General features: G+C 71.4%; 15 protein-coding genes and 1 riboswitch. Of the genes, 6 read left to right on the forward strand and 9 right to left on the reverse strand.

The genetic code is table 11. From position 1 onward, the window contains the following. Positions 1–68: 68 nt before the first annotated feature. Positions 69–1202, forward strand: a complete 1134-nt coding sequence (locus ACFVFS_RS25705) for a metallophosphoesterase (protein WP_380627059.1) — start codon at positions 69–71, stop codon at positions 1200–1202. A gap of 26 nt (positions 1203–1228) precedes the next feature. On the opposite strand, the gene ACFVFS_RS25710 is transcribed toward ACFVFS_RS25705, so the two are convergent. Continuing rightward, a complete protein-coding gene (locus tag ACFVFS_RS25710; RefSeq protein ID WP_380627060.1) occupies positions 1229–2131 on the reverse strand; it encodes a LysR family transcriptional regulator in 903 nt (300 codons plus the stop codon). A gap of 127 nt (positions 2132–2258) precedes the next feature. Here ACFVFS_RS25710 and ACFVFS_RS25715 point away from each other — a divergent pair, with 127 nt between their 5' ends. Then, positions 2259–2651, forward strand: coding sequence for a VOC family protein (locus ACFVFS_RS25715; RefSeq protein WP_376086467.1), 393 nt, complete (start codon positions 2259–2261; stop codon positions 2649–2651). Between the two features lie 312 nt (positions 2652–2963). Here ACFVFS_RS25715 and ACFVFS_RS25720 read toward each other — a convergent pair whose 3' ends face one another. From ACFVFS_RS25720 to ACFVFS_RS25740, 5 genes are all read right to left on the reverse strand, one after another. Next, entirely contained in the window at positions 2964–3515 is a 552-nt protein-coding gene (locus ACFVFS_RS25720; RefSeq protein WP_380627061.1) for a GNAT family N-acetyltransferase, read from the reverse strand. Continuing rightward, positions 3454–4149 (reverse strand): lasso peptide biosynthesis B2 protein, encoded by a 696-nt coding sequence (locus ACFVFS_RS25725; protein WP_380627062.1) that lies wholly within the window; start codon positions 4147–4149, stop codon positions 3454–3456. The genes ACFVFS_RS25720 and ACFVFS_RS25725 overlap by 62 nt, the downstream gene beginning before the upstream one ends. Beyond that, entirely contained in the window at positions 4146–5840 is a 1695-nt protein-coding gene (locus ACFVFS_RS25730) for an albusnodin/ikarugamycin family macrolactam cyclase (RefSeq protein ID WP_380627063.1), read from the reverse strand. The genes ACFVFS_RS25725 and ACFVFS_RS25730 overlap by 4 nt, the downstream gene beginning before the upstream one ends. Before the next feature lie 81 nt (positions 5841–5921). Beyond that, on the reverse strand, positions 5922–6050 hold the full coding sequence (locus ACFVFS_RS25735) for an albusnodin family lasso peptide (protein WP_350755147.1): 129 nt from the start codon (positions 6048–6050) through the stop codon (positions 5922–5924). A gap of 318 nt (positions 6051–6368) precedes the next feature. Further along, positions 6369–6842 carry an ATP-binding protein gene (locus tag ACFVFS_RS25740; RefSeq protein WP_380627064.1) on the reverse strand — a complete coding sequence of 158 codons (474 nt, stop codon included), beginning with the start codon at positions 6840–6842 and terminating at the stop codon, positions 6369–6371. Positions 6843–7017: 175 nt separating this feature from the next. Between ACFVFS_RS25740 and ACFVFS_RS25745 the strand changes: the two genes are divergently transcribed. After that, positions 7018–8331 (forward strand): hypothetical protein, encoded by a 1314-nt coding sequence (locus ACFVFS_RS25745; protein WP_380627065.1) that lies wholly within the window; start codon positions 7018–7020, stop codon positions 8329–8331. On the opposite strand, the gene ACFVFS_RS25750 is transcribed toward ACFVFS_RS25745, so the two are convergent. Both ACFVFS_RS25750 and ACFVFS_RS25755 read right to left on the reverse strand, forming a co-directional pair. Beyond that, positions 8332–8865, reverse strand: coding sequence for an NUDIX hydrolase (locus tag ACFVFS_RS25750; protein WP_380627066.1), 534 nt, complete (start codon positions 8863–8865; stop codon positions 8332–8334). It abuts the gene before it with no gap. Positions 8866–9328: 463 nt separating this feature from the next. Further along, a complete protein-coding gene (locus tag ACFVFS_RS25755) occupies positions 9329–10276 on the reverse strand; it encodes a helix-turn-helix domain-containing protein (protein WP_380627067.1) in 948 nt (315 codons plus the stop codon). Positions 10277–10499: 223 nt separating this feature from the next. Between ACFVFS_RS25755 and ACFVFS_RS25760 the strand changes: the two genes are divergently transcribed. Next, complete coding sequence (locus ACFVFS_RS25760) at positions 10500–10946, forward strand: SRPBCC family protein (RefSeq protein ID WP_380627068.1); 447 nt, start codon at positions 10500–10502, stop codon at positions 10944–10946. Between the two features lie 55 nt (positions 10947–11001). Here the strand turns inward: ACFVFS_RS25760 and thiC are convergent, their stop codons facing one another. Further along, positions 11002–12846 carry a phosphomethylpyrimidine synthase ThiC gene (gene thiC / locus ACFVFS_RS25765; protein ID WP_380627069.1) on the reverse strand — a complete coding sequence of 615 codons (1845 nt, stop codon included), beginning with the start codon at positions 12844–12846 and terminating at the stop codon, positions 11002–11004. Continuing rightward, positions 12842–12976: riboswitch (TPP riboswitch) on the reverse strand. (Overlaps the previous gene by 5 nt.) Positions 12977–13138: 162 nt before the next feature. Here thiC and ACFVFS_RS25770 point away from each other — a divergent pair. Further along, positions 13139–13345: a hypothetical protein gene (locus tag ACFVFS_RS25770; RefSeq protein ID WP_376139686.1), complete on the forward strand. Its 207-nt coding sequence runs from the start codon at positions 13139–13141 to the stop codon at positions 13343–13345. A gap of 125 nt (positions 13346–13470) precedes the next feature. Continuing rightward, positions 13471–14997 (forward strand): SPFH domain-containing protein, encoded by a 1527-nt coding sequence (locus tag ACFVFS_RS25775; protein WP_380627070.1) that lies wholly within the window; start codon positions 13471–13473, stop codon positions 14995–14997. Positions 14998–15135: the final 138 nt, after the last annotated feature.

The raw sequence follows: 15135 nt of genomic DNA on the forward strand, positions 1-15135 counted from the left end.
GACGCTCCGGAGGATTGGATACCCACCAGGTGACGACGCCGGGAGAGTGGTCTTCCTATGATGGGCGAATGACACCCGAGGACCGCTTCCCCGGGCCTGAACACCCGGACTCAGGCCCACGCCACCAGCCGGACCTCGACGTGCTGCCGTACGGCACCTATTACGAACCGGAACCCGTCGCCGACTTCTCCGGGGGCGGCTACGAGGCCGAGACCTACAGCGGCTACGGCGGCGCCCGCTACCTCGAACAGCACTGGCCGGCCGCCGGCCCCGAGCACGGCCACACCGTGCACGCCCAGAGCGGCGGAGACGACCCGCCGACCATCGAGCTCGGCCCCCCGCTCACCGAACCCGCCCCGCCCTACCACCCGTACCCGGCCCCCGGCCCCGGCGAGCCGCCCGGCCCGCTCTACGTGGTCGGCGACGTGCACGGCTACCTCGACGAGCTCCGCACCGAGCTGCGCCACCAGGGCCTGATCGACGCCGACGGCCACTGGTCGGCCGGCCGCTCCCGGATCTGGTTCCTCGGGGACTTCACCGACCGCGGCCCGGACGGCATCGGCGTCATCGACCTGGTCATGCAGCTCGCCGCCGAGGCGGCCGCCGCCGGCGGCTACTGCCGTGCCCTGATGGGCAATCACGAACTGCTCTTCCTGGGCGCCGCCCGGTACGGCGACGAGCCGGTCCAGTCCACCGCCGGCACCGCCTCCTTCCTCGCCGCCTGGCGGCTCAACGGCGGCCAGCAGAACGACCTGGACCGCCTGGAGGCGCACCACATCAGCTGGCTCTCCCGGCTCCCGGCGATCGCCCTGGAGGACGGCCACCTGCTGCTGCACTCCGACACCACCGCGTACCTGGAGTACGGCGAGTCCATCGCCGAGGTGAACGACGCCGTCCACGACCTGCTCGCGGACGAGGGCGTCGACGAGTGGTGGGACTGCTTCCGCCGGTTCACCAAGCGCTTCGCCTTCCGCGGCGACGCCGGCCCGATGGCGGTCCGCGAGCTGCTGGACACCTACGGCGGCGCGCGCGTCGTGCACGGGCACAGCCCGATCCCGTACCTCACCGGCGCGGTGCACGCCGACGACGGCATGCCGCCGCACGTCCCGGGCCCGTACGTCTACGCGGAGGAGCTGGCCGTCGCCATGGACGGCGGCGTGACGATGGAGGGCCGGCTGCTGGTCTCCCGCCTCCCGGTCTGACCCGCGGCGCGGGGCCCGGTCCCGGCCTATTCCGGGGCCTGCGCCGGGGCCGCCACCGAGTCCGCCGCCGCCCGGACGAACGCCCGGACCCGCTCCGTGGTGTTCCCCTCCACCCAGACCGGCCCGCGCTCGATCGGCGGGGCGTCGACGATCGGCACGTAGGCGAGGTCCGGTCGCGGGTGGTACCGGAGCGAGAGCTCGCCGACCGGCAGGACCCCGCGGCCCAGCGCGACCAGGGTCAGCATCTCGGAGAAGGTGTTCCCGACCGGGCCCTTCGGCACCGGGCGCCCCGACGGCGTGCGCTCGGGGGTGCGGTCCCGCTTGAAGACCGCCGAGGTCACCTCCGGGTACTGCACCACCGGGTGGTCGCCCAGCACCTCCAGCGACACCGAGGCGGCACCCGCCAGCGGATGTCCGGCCGCCACCGCGAGCACCCGGCGCTCGGTCATCAGCACCGGGCCGTTCGCCATCCCGTCGAACGGGAAGGCGGCGATCAGCACGTCCACCGAGCCGTCCAGCAGGCTGGAGCGGGTGGTCGCCAGCTGGGCCTCCCGGATGTCCACCCGGCAGTCCGGGTGCCGCTCGGCGAACAGCGCGGCCGCCCTGAGCAGCACCGGCGCCGTCCCCTCCCCGAGGAACGCCACCCGCAGCCCGCCGCTGACGCCCCGGTTCGCCTCGGCCGCCCGGTGCACCGCCGCCGCGATGCCCGCCGCCAGCGGCTCCAGGTCGTCCGCCAGCCTCCGGCCCACCGGGGTGATCCGCACCGAGCGGCTGGTGCGCTCGAACAGCGCGCCCCCGACCCGCCGTTCGAGCTGCCGCACCACCTGGCTGACCCGCCCGGTGGTGAGCCGCAACCGCTCGGCGGTCCGGCCGAAGTGCAGCTCCTCGGCGAGCGTCAGGAAGATCTCGATCTCCAGCCGTTCCAGCACCCGGCGCACCCCTCCCGTCGTTTAGCCCGGCTCAATGATCGTTCGCCGATCGCCCCTTGATGCGACCGGCCGCCCGGCGGATCGTGGAAGACGTCACCCGGCAGCCTCCCTCCCGACTGGAGCCACCATGACCGCCCTCCGCGTGAAGGCCTTCGACCACCTCGTGCTCAACGTCCGCGACGTCGAGCGCTCGCTGGAGTTCTACAGCGGACAGCTCGGCCTGGAGCCGGTCCGGGTCGACGAGTGGCGGGCCGGGAAGGCCCCGTTCGTGTCCGTCCGGATCACCCCGGAAACGATCATCGACCTTACCGACCGCCCGCGCGGCGAGTCCAACGTCGACCACATCTGCCTCACCGTGGACCCGCTCGACTGGCAGGAGGTCATCGCCGCCGGCACCTTCACCGTCCTGGAGGGCCCCGTCCAGCGCTACGGCGCCCGCGGCAACGCCACCTCCGTCTACGTCCAGGACCCGGACGGCAACACCGTCGAGCTCCGCTGGTACCCCGAGGACGCCGCCTGACCGCCGGCGCACCCGCACCGGCCCTCCCCGGCCCGCCCCGCAGCACGCCCGAGCGCCGCCCCGATCGACTCGGGACGGCGCTCGGGCACGCGCGGTGCCAGTCGGCCGGCGGGCGGTAGACCCGGTTGCCCTAGCCGCGAACTCGGCGGACGTCTCGGCCATCCCGGCCAGGGCGTCCGCGTCGTAGCCGGAGCCGGAGCCGACCGCGGTGGAGCCGTCGCCGTGCTCGTCGCGGACCTTCTGGGAGATCTTCATCGAGCAGAACCTCGACAAACGATGCATCGACTGGTCTGCCGGATGAAGCCCTGTCGGTCAGGCGGGCACGTTGGTGAGCAGGAAGTCGTCGGCGGTGGCGTCCATCAGGAGTTCGTCGCAGGGACGGCCGCGCCAGTAGCCCGACTGCCGCAGGCGCCCGGCGGGCTGGAACCCGGCCTTCTGGTAGGCGGCGACGCCTGCCACGTTCGGCTCCAGGACCTTGAGCCACACCATTCGCAGGGCCGTGTACTCGAAGGCCCAGCGGAGCGTCAGCTCAGTGGCCTCGGCCGCGAAGCCCTTACCGCGCGCCTCCGGGGCGAGGAGGATGACGTACTCGGCCGTCCTCACGGCGGGGTCGATCGAGAGGGTCGTGATGCCGACCGGCGTGTGGTCGTCGCCGGCGACCACCTCGAACTGGGGGTAGTCGCGGTTGCGGCCCTGACCTTCCCAGCCGCCCGCGCGGACCTCCCAGGACTGGGCGACCTGCGTGCCGAAGCCGAGGATGGTGCCGGGGTCGTTCTCCCATCGGTGATAGTCGGCCAGGTGGTCACGGTTGGTCATCGCCAGGCTGACGCGCTCGCCGGGCAGCAGGATGTGAGGGGTGGGCATCAGTGCCTCGTTCCGGGTCGGTCGGTGCGTTGATCGGTGTGCAGTCGCCAGTCTGCTCGGGTTCCTCCACCGGCAGGCCGTGAACGTCGCAGATCCAGGCGTGCAGGCGTATCGGGTCGGTGGCCACGCCGTGGCGCCAGGCACCACCACGGCCGCCGAGCAGGAGCAGGAGGGAGGCCGCCACGCTCTCCTCCAGGCATGCGACACGGGTCGGGAACGCGCGGGCGGCCCAACGGACCGAGCGAACCGCGAGGCCGGCGTGGCGCGCGGTCGGGAGCGGCAGCCGGCCACCGGCCTCGGCGAGGCGGCGAAGGCGGCCGAAGCTTCTGCCAGGACGGCCTGCCGTGCGCACGGCCAGGGTCGTCGCCACCACGGCCGTCGCCGCCAGCCGCCATGCCCACGGTGGTGGGGCGACCGCTTCCAGGCGGGCGGGGGATTCGCGGGTTCCCCAGGAGACCTGCGAGTCGCGCAGGACGACCGGGGCCGGTGCCGCGCTGTGCTTCAGTGCGGCGAGCCAGCGGGTGAGCGTGTCGCCCGTAAGGAGGACCGTCCGGCCGGTCCGGTAGTCGACGACGACGCCCGCGCGGCCGGTCAGTGCGGTACGCGTGTGCTTCGTCGGCGTGGGAATCGTCACGGCCTCTCCTCCCAGCGAACCGCCTGTCCGGCCGCGGTCGAGGCCCGGAGCCAGAGTTCCGTGCCGAGAACGGGTTCGATCAGGCCCCACGGGATGTCGACGCCGAGCACGGCATGGCCCAGCAGCGGGCGCACGGTCGCCGGGCGGATGAGACCGAGGTCGGCGAGGTGCCCGTCCACCAGGTTCAGGACGAGGGCCTTGTTCGCGCGCAGCCCGTGGTGGTGATCGGCCGCGAACAGTCCTTTGGCGCCCCGCTGAAGGACCCCTTGAGGCAGGAGACCGGTCACGGCGTCGGTCAGCAGCGGCTTGTAGCGGCGTGCGGACCACCGTTGCGTCGCGGGTGTGGCGAGGACGGTCTCCACGATGCGGGCGTCCGTGTAGGGGTTGTGCATCTCGATGCCGTGTGCGGCGGCGAGTTGGTTCTCCGTTGCGGCGGTCCGGCCGACGTAGCGTGCTTCTCCCAGGAGGTAGCGGTCGGCGTGCCCGAGGGTGAGCGTGTCCGCGTGTGGAGCGGTGACGGACCGGGCCAGGTCGAGCGTGCGGCGGGTGAGCCACGGTATCGGCGCCGTCGCACCGCCGAGCTTTCCGGGGTCGTTCCAGGCCGCGGCCACCACTGTCCAGGGGCTCGACCGGTAGAGCCGTGCCCATGCCTGCGCGTCGTCGGCCAGGCGGAGGAACCGACCCGATCGCGCCAGGTCGGCCATGTGCACCGGGGGCGGCATGAACAGAGAGTCCCCGCCGTCCCCGGTCAAGTGCACGTTCACGCCGTCAACCGCCAGCAAGTGCAGCTGTGCGGAGAGTTGGGCGTGGACCATGGCCGACGGCGCCGGTTCGTCCGTCAACGGGACGGAACCGAGGTCCGCGAAGGGCAGGTGCTCCGGGCCCAGGGGCATGAAGCGGTGGCGGATCGTGGGGAACGCACGGGCGACGGCGCGGGCGTGGTCGATGTCGCCGCCCCTCTCCCGCCCCTTTGGGTGGTAGGTGAGGCCGGTGACGGGACCGGACGTTGCGGCGATCGCCGAGAGGGTACTGGAGTCGAGACCACCCGACAGATCGGAGGAAGCCGCTTGTCCGGAGACCCGGATGAGCACACTGTCCTCCAGGTCTTCGCGCAGCCGCTGTACGGCGTCGCCCCAGGCGAGGCGGGGCGCCCGCCAGAACGGAGCGAAGGCGGAAGCGCCATGCGCGTTGGCGGTCCAGCGATGCCCCGGCGGCACCTGTTCCACTCCCTTCCAAGCCGACCGGCCGGGAACCCACGCGGTCGGCTCGGCCAGGTGCGCGGCCAGCCAGGTTTCATCCGGCTCGGCACCGATCAGCGAGGCCAGCGCGAGCGCACTCGACGCCCAGGCCGAAGTCCCGTCCGCCCGGGTGATGTAGACCGGGGCCGCGCCGGCAGGGTCGGCCCACACCGTGAGCTCGCCGCGACCGTCGTCGAGGACCAGGGTGTACGCCCCCGTCCAAGCGGTTGCCGCCATGTCCAGGACGCGCAGACCGGTTGAACGGACGAGGCGATCCAGGTCCGCGTCCGTGGCACCGCATGGGCCGAAGACCGCCAACCGCTTACCGGCGCCCTCCGCCAGGCGTACCCGGGCGTCGACCGACCAGGCCGACGGGCCGCGCCACAACACCCGCGCGCCGACAGGCGTTCGGGACGTGGTGGCCAGGGTGATTGATCCACCGAACAGGCTCATGCGATCACCTCCAAGGATCGAGCCCGAGCAAGGTACGGCGGCACCCCCGGAGGTCAGGGTGCCGCCGCCATGCCGTCAACGTCAGGCGTCGTACGGCGCGCGCTTGCCCTCGACGCTGTTGTTGTTGCTGCCCTTCGTCAGGAACGTCGCGTCGCCCAGGACGACGACCTCCTCCTCCTGCTCGGGGTCGAGCTGGACCAGGTTCTCCATGTCGTTCACCTCCCTCCGGTGGTGCAGGGCGTGACGGTCGGTCCCGTCACGGTGGCGCACCCCTGGCCCCGGTGTCGTCGTCAGGGCCAGGGGAGTCTCGGGGACCCGCCTGTCAGGCCGGCGGCTCGCGATCGGGTGCCGACCGCGCGGGGCGTGCGAGGCCCTGATGGTCGGCAGCCTCCAACTGGTTCAACACCGAAGCACCGAGGAGGAACACGGTGACCGCGTGGCTGAGCACCCAGACCCCCGCCAGCACCGCGCCAACCGGGTCACGATGCTCGCCACGATGAAGACCGTGGGTCCCTGGTCCATTCACGTTCACGCCGCCACCGTCCTCAGCTCGAACCAGACCCACTTGCCGAGCGCGGCGAGGTCCACACCCCAGCGAGGGGCGAGCGTGTCCACCAGGCCGAGGCCGTACCCGGACTCCGCCTCACCCTTCGGCTCCATGCGGCACGGCAGTTCAACGGACGAATCCCGGACCCCCACACGTACCGACGCCTGCCGCCGCTCCACCGCAACGGAGATCCTCGTGCACCTCGTGTGCTTGGCCGCGTTGGCGACCAGCTCGGTCACCAGGAGCTCAGCCACGTCAGCGAGATGATCAAGCGACCAATCGGCCAGGCCGGCGGCCACCAACTTGCGTGCGGCACCGGCCGATTCGGGGATACAGGGCAGTTCCACCCGGCGCCGCCAGTCACCAGGAAGCACCACCGGAATCTCGATGGGCACGTCGATCGGGCAACCGGCGGAGGAGGGATGGACTGTCGAGGCGGAATTGATCACGCTCATCAGCCCAGCCACCCTCTCCATCACCCTCCGGGCATCTCCCGAGGGTGACTCCAGAGTCCCCGAGCGGACAGCTTCGAAATAAGGCCAGCGCGTGTACCCACGATGGGTAAACTCGCGGTCGGTCATCTCGCGTGACACTGAGCGATGATCTTCCTGGCGCTGAGGGGTGGCAGCCATGAGCGAGTCCACAGAGCCGCAGGGGCTTCCGCGCAGACTGCTCGCGGACCCCGACATGGTTCTCGCCTGCGCGGAGCGCGACTTCGCACCGGTCTTCCAACTCGCCGCGTGCAAAGGCGGGTTCCACCCGTCCCGCATCGCCCGCGCATGCGAGCTGACGCCCAGCAGGGTGGGCGAGGTGATGAAGGGCCGCCCGAAGATCACCAACATGGGCGTCATCGAGCGCATCGCGGACGGCTTACGGATTCCCGGGCGGATGCTCGGCCTGGCCGACCGCAGTTGGGAACAGCCCGCCGTCCTACGCCAGGGGCTCTCACCCCAGGTCCAGGTGGCTCACCTCTCCCGGCCGGCTCCCGAAGCCCGAGCAGGAACCGAGCTGGACGACATCCTCGCCATAGCCGCAGGTACAAGGGTCACACCAAACGTCCTGCGTTCCCTGCAAGCGTCCATCGAGGACTATTGGCGACGCGACGACCAGCATGGCGGTGAAGCCCTACGGCCGGCGGTGATCGGCCAGCTCAGGTACGTCACGGGCATCATGCGCGACATCGCGGACCCCAACTACCGTCGAAGCCTCCACGGCATCGCTGCCGAACTCGCGCGCCTCACCGGGTGGACGTACTTCGACGCACGGCAGTTCAACACCGCCCAGAGCTACTTCACCGAAGCACTCCGGTTCGCGCGCGAGATCGGCGACCGCCCGTTCATCGCCAACGTGCTCGCCTGCCTCAGCCTCCAGGCGACCTACCAAGAGAAAGCCCAGGACGCGATCACGCTGGCCCGAGCCGCCCAGGACAACGCCCATCTCGACGGTGGTACGCCGAGGCTGCTGTCGATGCTGTCGATGCGCGAAGCCTTCGGCCACGCGAGCGCGCACGACCAGGAGGCGACCCACCGGGCGATCGCCACAGCGCACAACCAATTCGAGCGGATCGCCACCACCGATGACGACCCCGTGTGGGTCCAGTACTTCGACCACAACAAGCTCACCGTGGACACCGGGATCGCCCTTGGCCAGCTGGGCGATGCGACAGCCGCCGAGCCCCTCATCGCCGAAGCCCTCCGGGCCGAGCCGACGACGAACCTCCGAGGCCGCGCGTTCCACAGCTTCTGGCTCGCCCGCACGCAACTCCAGCGGCAGGAAATCGAACTGGCCTGCACGACCGCGACGAAAGCCCTCGACCTCGCGGCGGCCGTCGAATCCCCCAGGGTGGTCGCCCATCTCCAGGAGTTCCGGCAGCTGCTCAAGCCCTACCGCGGCCACACCCAGGCCGAGGAACTGGTCGACCGGATCACCGGCTCGGCCGGATGATCAGAGGCCGGCCTCGTCGAGCAGCAGATAGAGCACACCCACGAGCGTGCCGCTGCTGACGATCTCGCGGCGGTCGATCATGCCGCGCAGCTCGGACAGGGCGACCCATTCGATCCGGTCGGACTCGTTGCGCTCGGTCGGCGGGCCCACGTACTCGACGGCATCGGCCCGGAACACGAAGTGCTCGGAGTCGGTGATCCCGTTCGCCGGCTGGGCGTAGATCAGCGGCTTGACCTCACCGACCTTCCAGCCGGTCTCCTCCAGCGCTTCGCGGGCCGCAGCATCCGCCGGGGTCTCGTCCGGCTCGATCAGCCCCATCGGGAGTTCCCAGGCCCAGGTGTTGGTGATGAAGCGGTGCCGCCACATCATGAGCACCTGCTTCTCGCTGTTCACGATGGCCGCGACCGCCAGGTGCCGCAGCTTGACCACGTGGTGTTCCCAGCGGTGCCCGTCGGGCTGCTCGACATCAGCCAGCCACAGGTTCACCCAGGGGTTCTCGTAGATCGGACGTTCCCCGTGGATCTTCCACTGCATCGCTGCGGCCCCTCTCGACAGACCTTCAGCATGTCAGACCACGAAGCTCAATGGTCCAGTTCCGGCGAATTCGCGTCAGAGTGACGAAATGTCAAGGCTGGCCCTTCAGTGTTGGGATGTCCGCTCAATGGCGCCGACTCAGCCATCCGCGTCATGACAGACCGGAAGGATGAAATGGCCGAGTACCAGCGCACCCACGATGGGACCTGAGGCTTCCGAAGCATGGGCGGCCCGCGACTCCCCCACAGTCGCGGGTCCGTCCTGCCGAACCCTTGAAGGTCGGATCAGTCGGCGAGCAGGAGGTAGACCCGATTGCCTTGCTCGGCGAGCTCCTCGGACTCGGCCCGCAGCTAGCCAGGGCCTCGACGGCGCACTCGGCGTTCACGCCAGAGGCAGTCCTCCCAGCGGCCTCGGAACACCTCGTGGTCCTCGCCGAGTACCGGCCCGGGGTCGAAGTAGAGCGTCACGGGCCGACCATAGGACGACGCCTTCCGCCGATCACCGGGGGATCCTGGGCCGAGCGCCGTCCCGCGTCGGTCGGGACGGCGCTCGGGTGTGGTGTGTCAGTCCGCGAGGGGCAGGTAGACCTGTTGCCCTGGGCCTTGAACTCCTCGGACATCGCCTTCATGCCCTCAGCGGCACCGGGATCGAGCAGTCGGCGCAACGCGGTGGGTGTGTGCCCCACGTGCTCGCGGACGGTGCGGGTCAGATGCGCCTGGTCGGCGAAGCCGAGCTGTGCTGCCAGGTCGGCGAGGCTGGGTGCGCCCTCGACGATACGGTCCATGGCCCGGGCGACGCGTACGCGATTGCGGTAGCGGGTCAGCGAGACACCCATCTCCCGTGAGAACACCCGGCTCAGTCGGTAGGGCGACACCTCCAGTAGCGCGGCCAAGGCGCAGAGCCCCCCGGCCTCCGAAGCCTCTTCGGTGATCGCCTCGCGCGCCGCGGCGACCAACGCTCGATCAGCCGGCCCCGGACGCACGGTCGACTCGCCGGCCGCCGCCGCGACAAGGCGCAGCAGTTCCTCCGTCAGCGCGTAGTCGATGTCGCCGAGGCCTGCCGCGGCGACAAGACGACGGTGGGCGAGATCGACACGCGCGTCCACGTACAGCGTCGCCGAAGCGAGAGGGCGTCCGAGGAGGGCGGGCTCGAAGCTGACCGAGGTACAGACGTCGCCGCCGGACGGGTGCGCGAAGCGCTCCTCCTCACCAGGCGCGCCCAGGTAGGCCACGGTCGGGTCCAGATCGGCGTCGGTGCCGTCGGCCCGTCGCCGGAACCTGCCACGGCGAACCAGCACCAGACGGTGGTCGTCACGGGTCTCCGGTTCCGACCACCGGACGTGGTCGGACCGGCAGCCCACCACCGACACGGTGAACGCGGGCCGACTGGCGAGGGTCGAGGCGGACAGCATGCCGCGGACGGTACGCGCCGGGTACGACAGGACGGCCCGCAAGGATCTTCAAGACCTGCACAGCCACCGCCCCGGATGCTGGGTGCCGCCCGATGAACCGAAGGGAGCCACCCATGGCCGTCCGCGCGGAGCGCTCCGCGGTCACCGACGACCGCACCGGTCCCGAAGACCACCCGTCCCGCCCCACCGCCCCCACCGCGTCCTGAACCGGAGTCGATCGCCCATGGCCTCCATCCACAAGGAATTCGTCGTCGACGCCCGCCCCGAAGCGGTGTGGGCGGTGCTCAGCGACTACGGCGCGGTGCACGAGCGTCTGGCGCCCGGATTCGTCGTCGACACCCGGCTGAGCTCGGACACCCGCACCGTGTTCTTCTCCGACGGCACCGTCGTCCTCGAACGGCTCGTCGACCTCGATCACGAGGCGAGGCGGGTCGCCTACACCGTCGTCGGCGGCAGCCTCCACCCGTCCCACCACCACGCCTCCATGCAGGCCCTGCCGGAAGGCGGGGGCCGGACTCGGTTCGTGTGGCAGATCGACGTCCTCCCCGACGCCCTGGCCGCACCGATCGCCGAGTTCGTCGAGCACGGTTCGACGGTCATCCGCCGCGCGCTGGAGGCCGCGCCGCCGGCCCGGCCAGGAACGGGGAGCACCCCGCCCCCGGCAGGCTGACGCGGCAGCAGAGCGCCGCCCCGGGACGACCGGTGCGGCGCTCAGGCGTTCCGGATCAGTCGGCCAGGGGCAGGTAGACCTTGTTGCCCTGGGCCTTGAACTCCTCGGACATGGCCTTCATGCCCTCGACGGCCTCCGCGTCGTACTCCGGCGAGGCCGCGCCGTTGCCGAACTTCTCGTTGATGGATTTGCTGATCTTCATCGAGCAGAACTTCGGGCCGCACATCGAGCAGAAGTGGGCGGTCTTGGCGGGCTCGGCGGGGAGGGTCTCGTCGTGGAAGTCGCGGGCCGTCTCCGGGTCGAGGGCCAGGTTGAACTGGTCCTCCCAGCGGAACTCGAAGCGGGCGTCGGAGAGGGCGTCGTCCCAGGCCTGGGCGCCGGGGTGGCCCTTGGCGAGGTCGGCGGCGTGGGCGGCGATCTTGTAGGTGATGACGCCGGTCTTCACGTCGTCCCGGTTGGGCAGGCCCAGGTGCTCCTTGGGGGTGACGTAGCAGAGCATCGCGGTGCCCCACCAGGCGATCATCGCGGCGCCGATGCCCGAGGTGATGTGGTCGTAGCCGGGCGCGACGTCGGTGGTGAGCGGGCCCAGGGTGTAGAAGGGGGCCTCGTCGCAGATCTCCTTCTGGAGATCCATGTTCTCCTTGATCTTGTGCATCGGGACGTGGCCCGGCCCCTCGATCATCACCTGGACGTCCTTGGCCCGGGCGATCCGGCCCAGTTCGCCCAGGGTCTGCAGCTCGGCGAACTGCGCCTCGTCGTTGGCGTCCGCGATCGAGCCGGGGCGCAGGCCGTCACCGAGGGAGAAGGTGACGTCGTAGCGCGCCAGGATGTCGCAGAGCTCCTCGAAGTTGGTGTAGAGGAAGTTCTCCTGATGGTGCGCCAGACACCAGGCGGCCATGATCGAGCCGCCGCGCGAGACGATGCCGGTCTTGCGGCGGGCGGTCAGCGGCACGTAGCGCAGCAGCACGCCGGCGTGCACGGTCATGTAGTCGACGCCCTGCTCGCACTGCTCGATGATCGTGTCGCGGTAGACGTCCCAGCTGAGCTCCTCGGCCCGCCCGTCGACCTTCTCCAGCGCCTGGTAGAGCGGAACGGTGCCGATCGGCACGGGGGAGTTGCGCAGGATCCACTCGCGGGTGGTGTGGATGTTGCGGCCGGTGGAGAGGTCCATGACGGTGTCGGCGCCCCAGCGGGTCGCCCAGGTCATCTTCTCCACCTCCTCCTCGATCGAGGAGGTGACGGCCGAGTTGCCGATGTTGGCGTTGATCTTCACCAGGAAGTTGGTGCCGATGATCGCCGGCTCGACCTCGGGGTGGTTCACGTTGACCGGGATGACGGCGCGGCCGCGGGCGACCTCCTCGCGGACGAACTCGGGCGCCAGGCCCTCGCGCAGGGCCACGAACTCCATCTCGGGCGTGACGATCCCGCGCTTGGCGTAGCCGAGCTGGGTGACCGCGGCGCCGTCGCGGCCGCGCAGCGGGCGGCGCGGGCGGCCGGGGAAGACCGCGTCGAGGTTGCGCAGGTCGCCGCCGCGCGGCGAGGTGTGCCGGATGCCGTCGTCCTCGGGCCGCGCCTCGCGGCCGTCGTACTCCTCGACGTCCCCGCGCCGGCGGATCCAGGCGTCGCGCAGGGCCGGCAGGCCGCGCCGCACGTCGGGCTGGTGGTCCGGGTCGGTGTACGGCCCGGAGGTGTCGTAGAGCGGGACGGTCCTCCCGTTGGTGAGCACGACCTCGCGGTACGGCACGCGCAGGTCGGGGCTGGACCCCTCGCGGTGGGCCTTGCGCCAGGCCGGGGTGGGGTAGCCGGTGCCCGCGCTGGTGACGGCGGCTCCCGCGCCGGACCGGTCCTGGGCCTGGGCCTGGGCCTGGGCAGACTGCGGCTGTGCATCGAAGGTGGTCATCGGACCTCAAACTCCCTACGCCGGCATTACCCGGTCAGGTTCCTGCGGTCGACGCAGCCGCCGGTCCGTCCGTCGACGTCCCGTTCAGCGCCCTCTCAGCCCGGTGCTCCGAGCTCCCGCGTCCGCAGGCGGTGTTGCCCGCGCATGACGTCCAACACCGTAGCGAGCCGATCGCCGGAGGTCCAGAGCGGGTCGGGGAGGGGGAACATCGAGGTCCGGACGGTGAACGGGGGGCGCGAGGCCGCCACTGCGGGCAGACTGGCCCCGTAGCGGACGAGACGAGGAGGCCGGCGTGGTCGGGAGCACGGGGCGGGTCACCGGGGCGGTTGGCGCGGGGCTGGTCGGCGAGGTGATGGTGCACGTGCCGGAGCGTCAGGGAACCGAGGCGTTCCTCGCCTACCTGGCGGTACCCGGAGATCGGCTGACGGTCGGGACGCCGGTGGTGGTGATCGAGTACCAGCCGCCGAGGACGGTCTACGTGGCGCCGATCGGCCCGTGACGCTCCGATGACAGTCCGGTGACGACCTTGTGACGGTCGGTCATGTCACTTCCCTTTCCCCCGGATCGGCCTCGGCGGACAATCCCAATCGGCGCATCTCCTGCGCCCGAAGGGGGAGTTGAACCATGGCACTTGTCATCGCCCTGACCGCCGCCGGGGCCCTGATCCTGGGGATCACGCTCTTCAAACTCATGTGGCGGGTGGCCGAGCCGAACGAGGCACTGATCATCTCCGGCTCCCGGCACCGCACCGAGGGGGTCGGGGACGGTCTGGGCTTCCGGATCGTCACCGGGCGCGGCACCCTCGTCACCCCCGGCCTGCAGGGGGTCCGGCGGCTCTCGCTGGACCTCAACGAGGCCGAGCTGAACGTCGAGTGCGTCACCACGCAGGGCATCCCGGTCCGGGTGAAGGGCGTGGTGATCTTCAAGGTCGGCGACGACGAGGTCTCGATCGCCAACGCCGCCCGCCGCTTCCTGGACCAGCAGAAACTGATCAGCCAGCGCGTTCACAACGTCTTCGCCGGCCATCTGCGCTCGATCGTCGGCGGGCTCACCGTCGAGGACATGATCCGCGACCGCGAGCGGCTCACCGGCGAGACCAGGGCCGCCTCCGGGCTGGAGATGGAGAAGCTCGGGCTGATCATCGACACCCTGCAGATCCAGGAGATCATCGACCCGACCGGCTACATCAAGAACCTCGCCATCCCGCACGCCGCCGCCGTCCAGCGGGACGCCCGGATCGCCCAGGCCGAGGCGGACCGGCTGGCCACCGAGGCCGAGCAGGAGGCCGCCGCCCGCAAGGCCGAGGCCACCCGCAACAGCGAGATCCAGCAGTCCTCGTACCAGGCCGAGATGGACACCGCGACCGCCCGCGCCCGGCAGGCCGGCCCGCTCGCGGACGCCGCCTCCCGGCAGGAGGTGGTGGTCCAGGAGACCCGGGTCGCCGAGCTGGAGGCGCGGCGCAAGGAGCAGCAGCTCCAGATCGACGTGCGCAAGCCCGCCGACGCCCGCGCGTACGACACCCGCACCACCGCCGAGGCGGCCCGCGACGCGCGGATCTCCGCCGCGCAGGCACAGGCCCAGGAGACCGAGCTGGCGGCGGCCGCCGAGGCCGGCCGGGTGCGGGTCGCGGCCGAGGCGGACGCCGAGGCCACCCGGCTGCGCGGGCTGGCTCACGCCGAGGCGACCGCGGCGACCGGGCAGGCGGAGGCGTCGGCGGCGGAGGCGCGCGGCCTGGCCGACGCGGCGGCGGCGCGGGCCATCGGGCTGGCCCGGGCCGAGGGCATCAAGGCGCGGGCCAACGCCCTGGCCGAGAACCAGGACGCCGTAGTGGCGCAGGAGTTGGCGGAGCAGTGGCCGCAGATCGTGCGGGCCGCCTCCGAGTCCTTCGGCAACGTCGAGCACATGGTGCTGCTCAACGGGGCCGACGGGATGGGCGAGCTGTTCGCCAAGGCGCTCGCGATGGGCGGCACCGGGCTCGGGCTGGCCCGGCAGCTGCTGTCCACCGTCGGCCCGGACGGCGCCGCCCCGGGATCGTCCGCGGCGCCGTCGGCCCAGGCCGTCCCGGTGCCGCTGGACGCCGCGCCGGCGGACCGGGAGCCGGTGGACGCGGTGCCCGCGGGCTTCGCCGAGCAGGCCTCCGACCAGGACTGACGCGTTTGGGTAGGCCGGTGGCGGCCGCCTGAGTACGGGTACTCAGGCGGCCCCCCCCCCGCCCCCCGGCCCGGTGGGTGGGTTATAAAAAAAAAACCCCGGCCGCCCAACGGGGGGGGGTTATAAAGGGGGGGGCCC

It is taken from the genome of Kitasatospora sp. NPDC057692 (assembly GCF_042799475.1).
Classification (GTDB): Bacteria; Actinomycetota; Actinomycetes; order Streptomycetales; family Streptomycetaceae; genus Kitasatospora.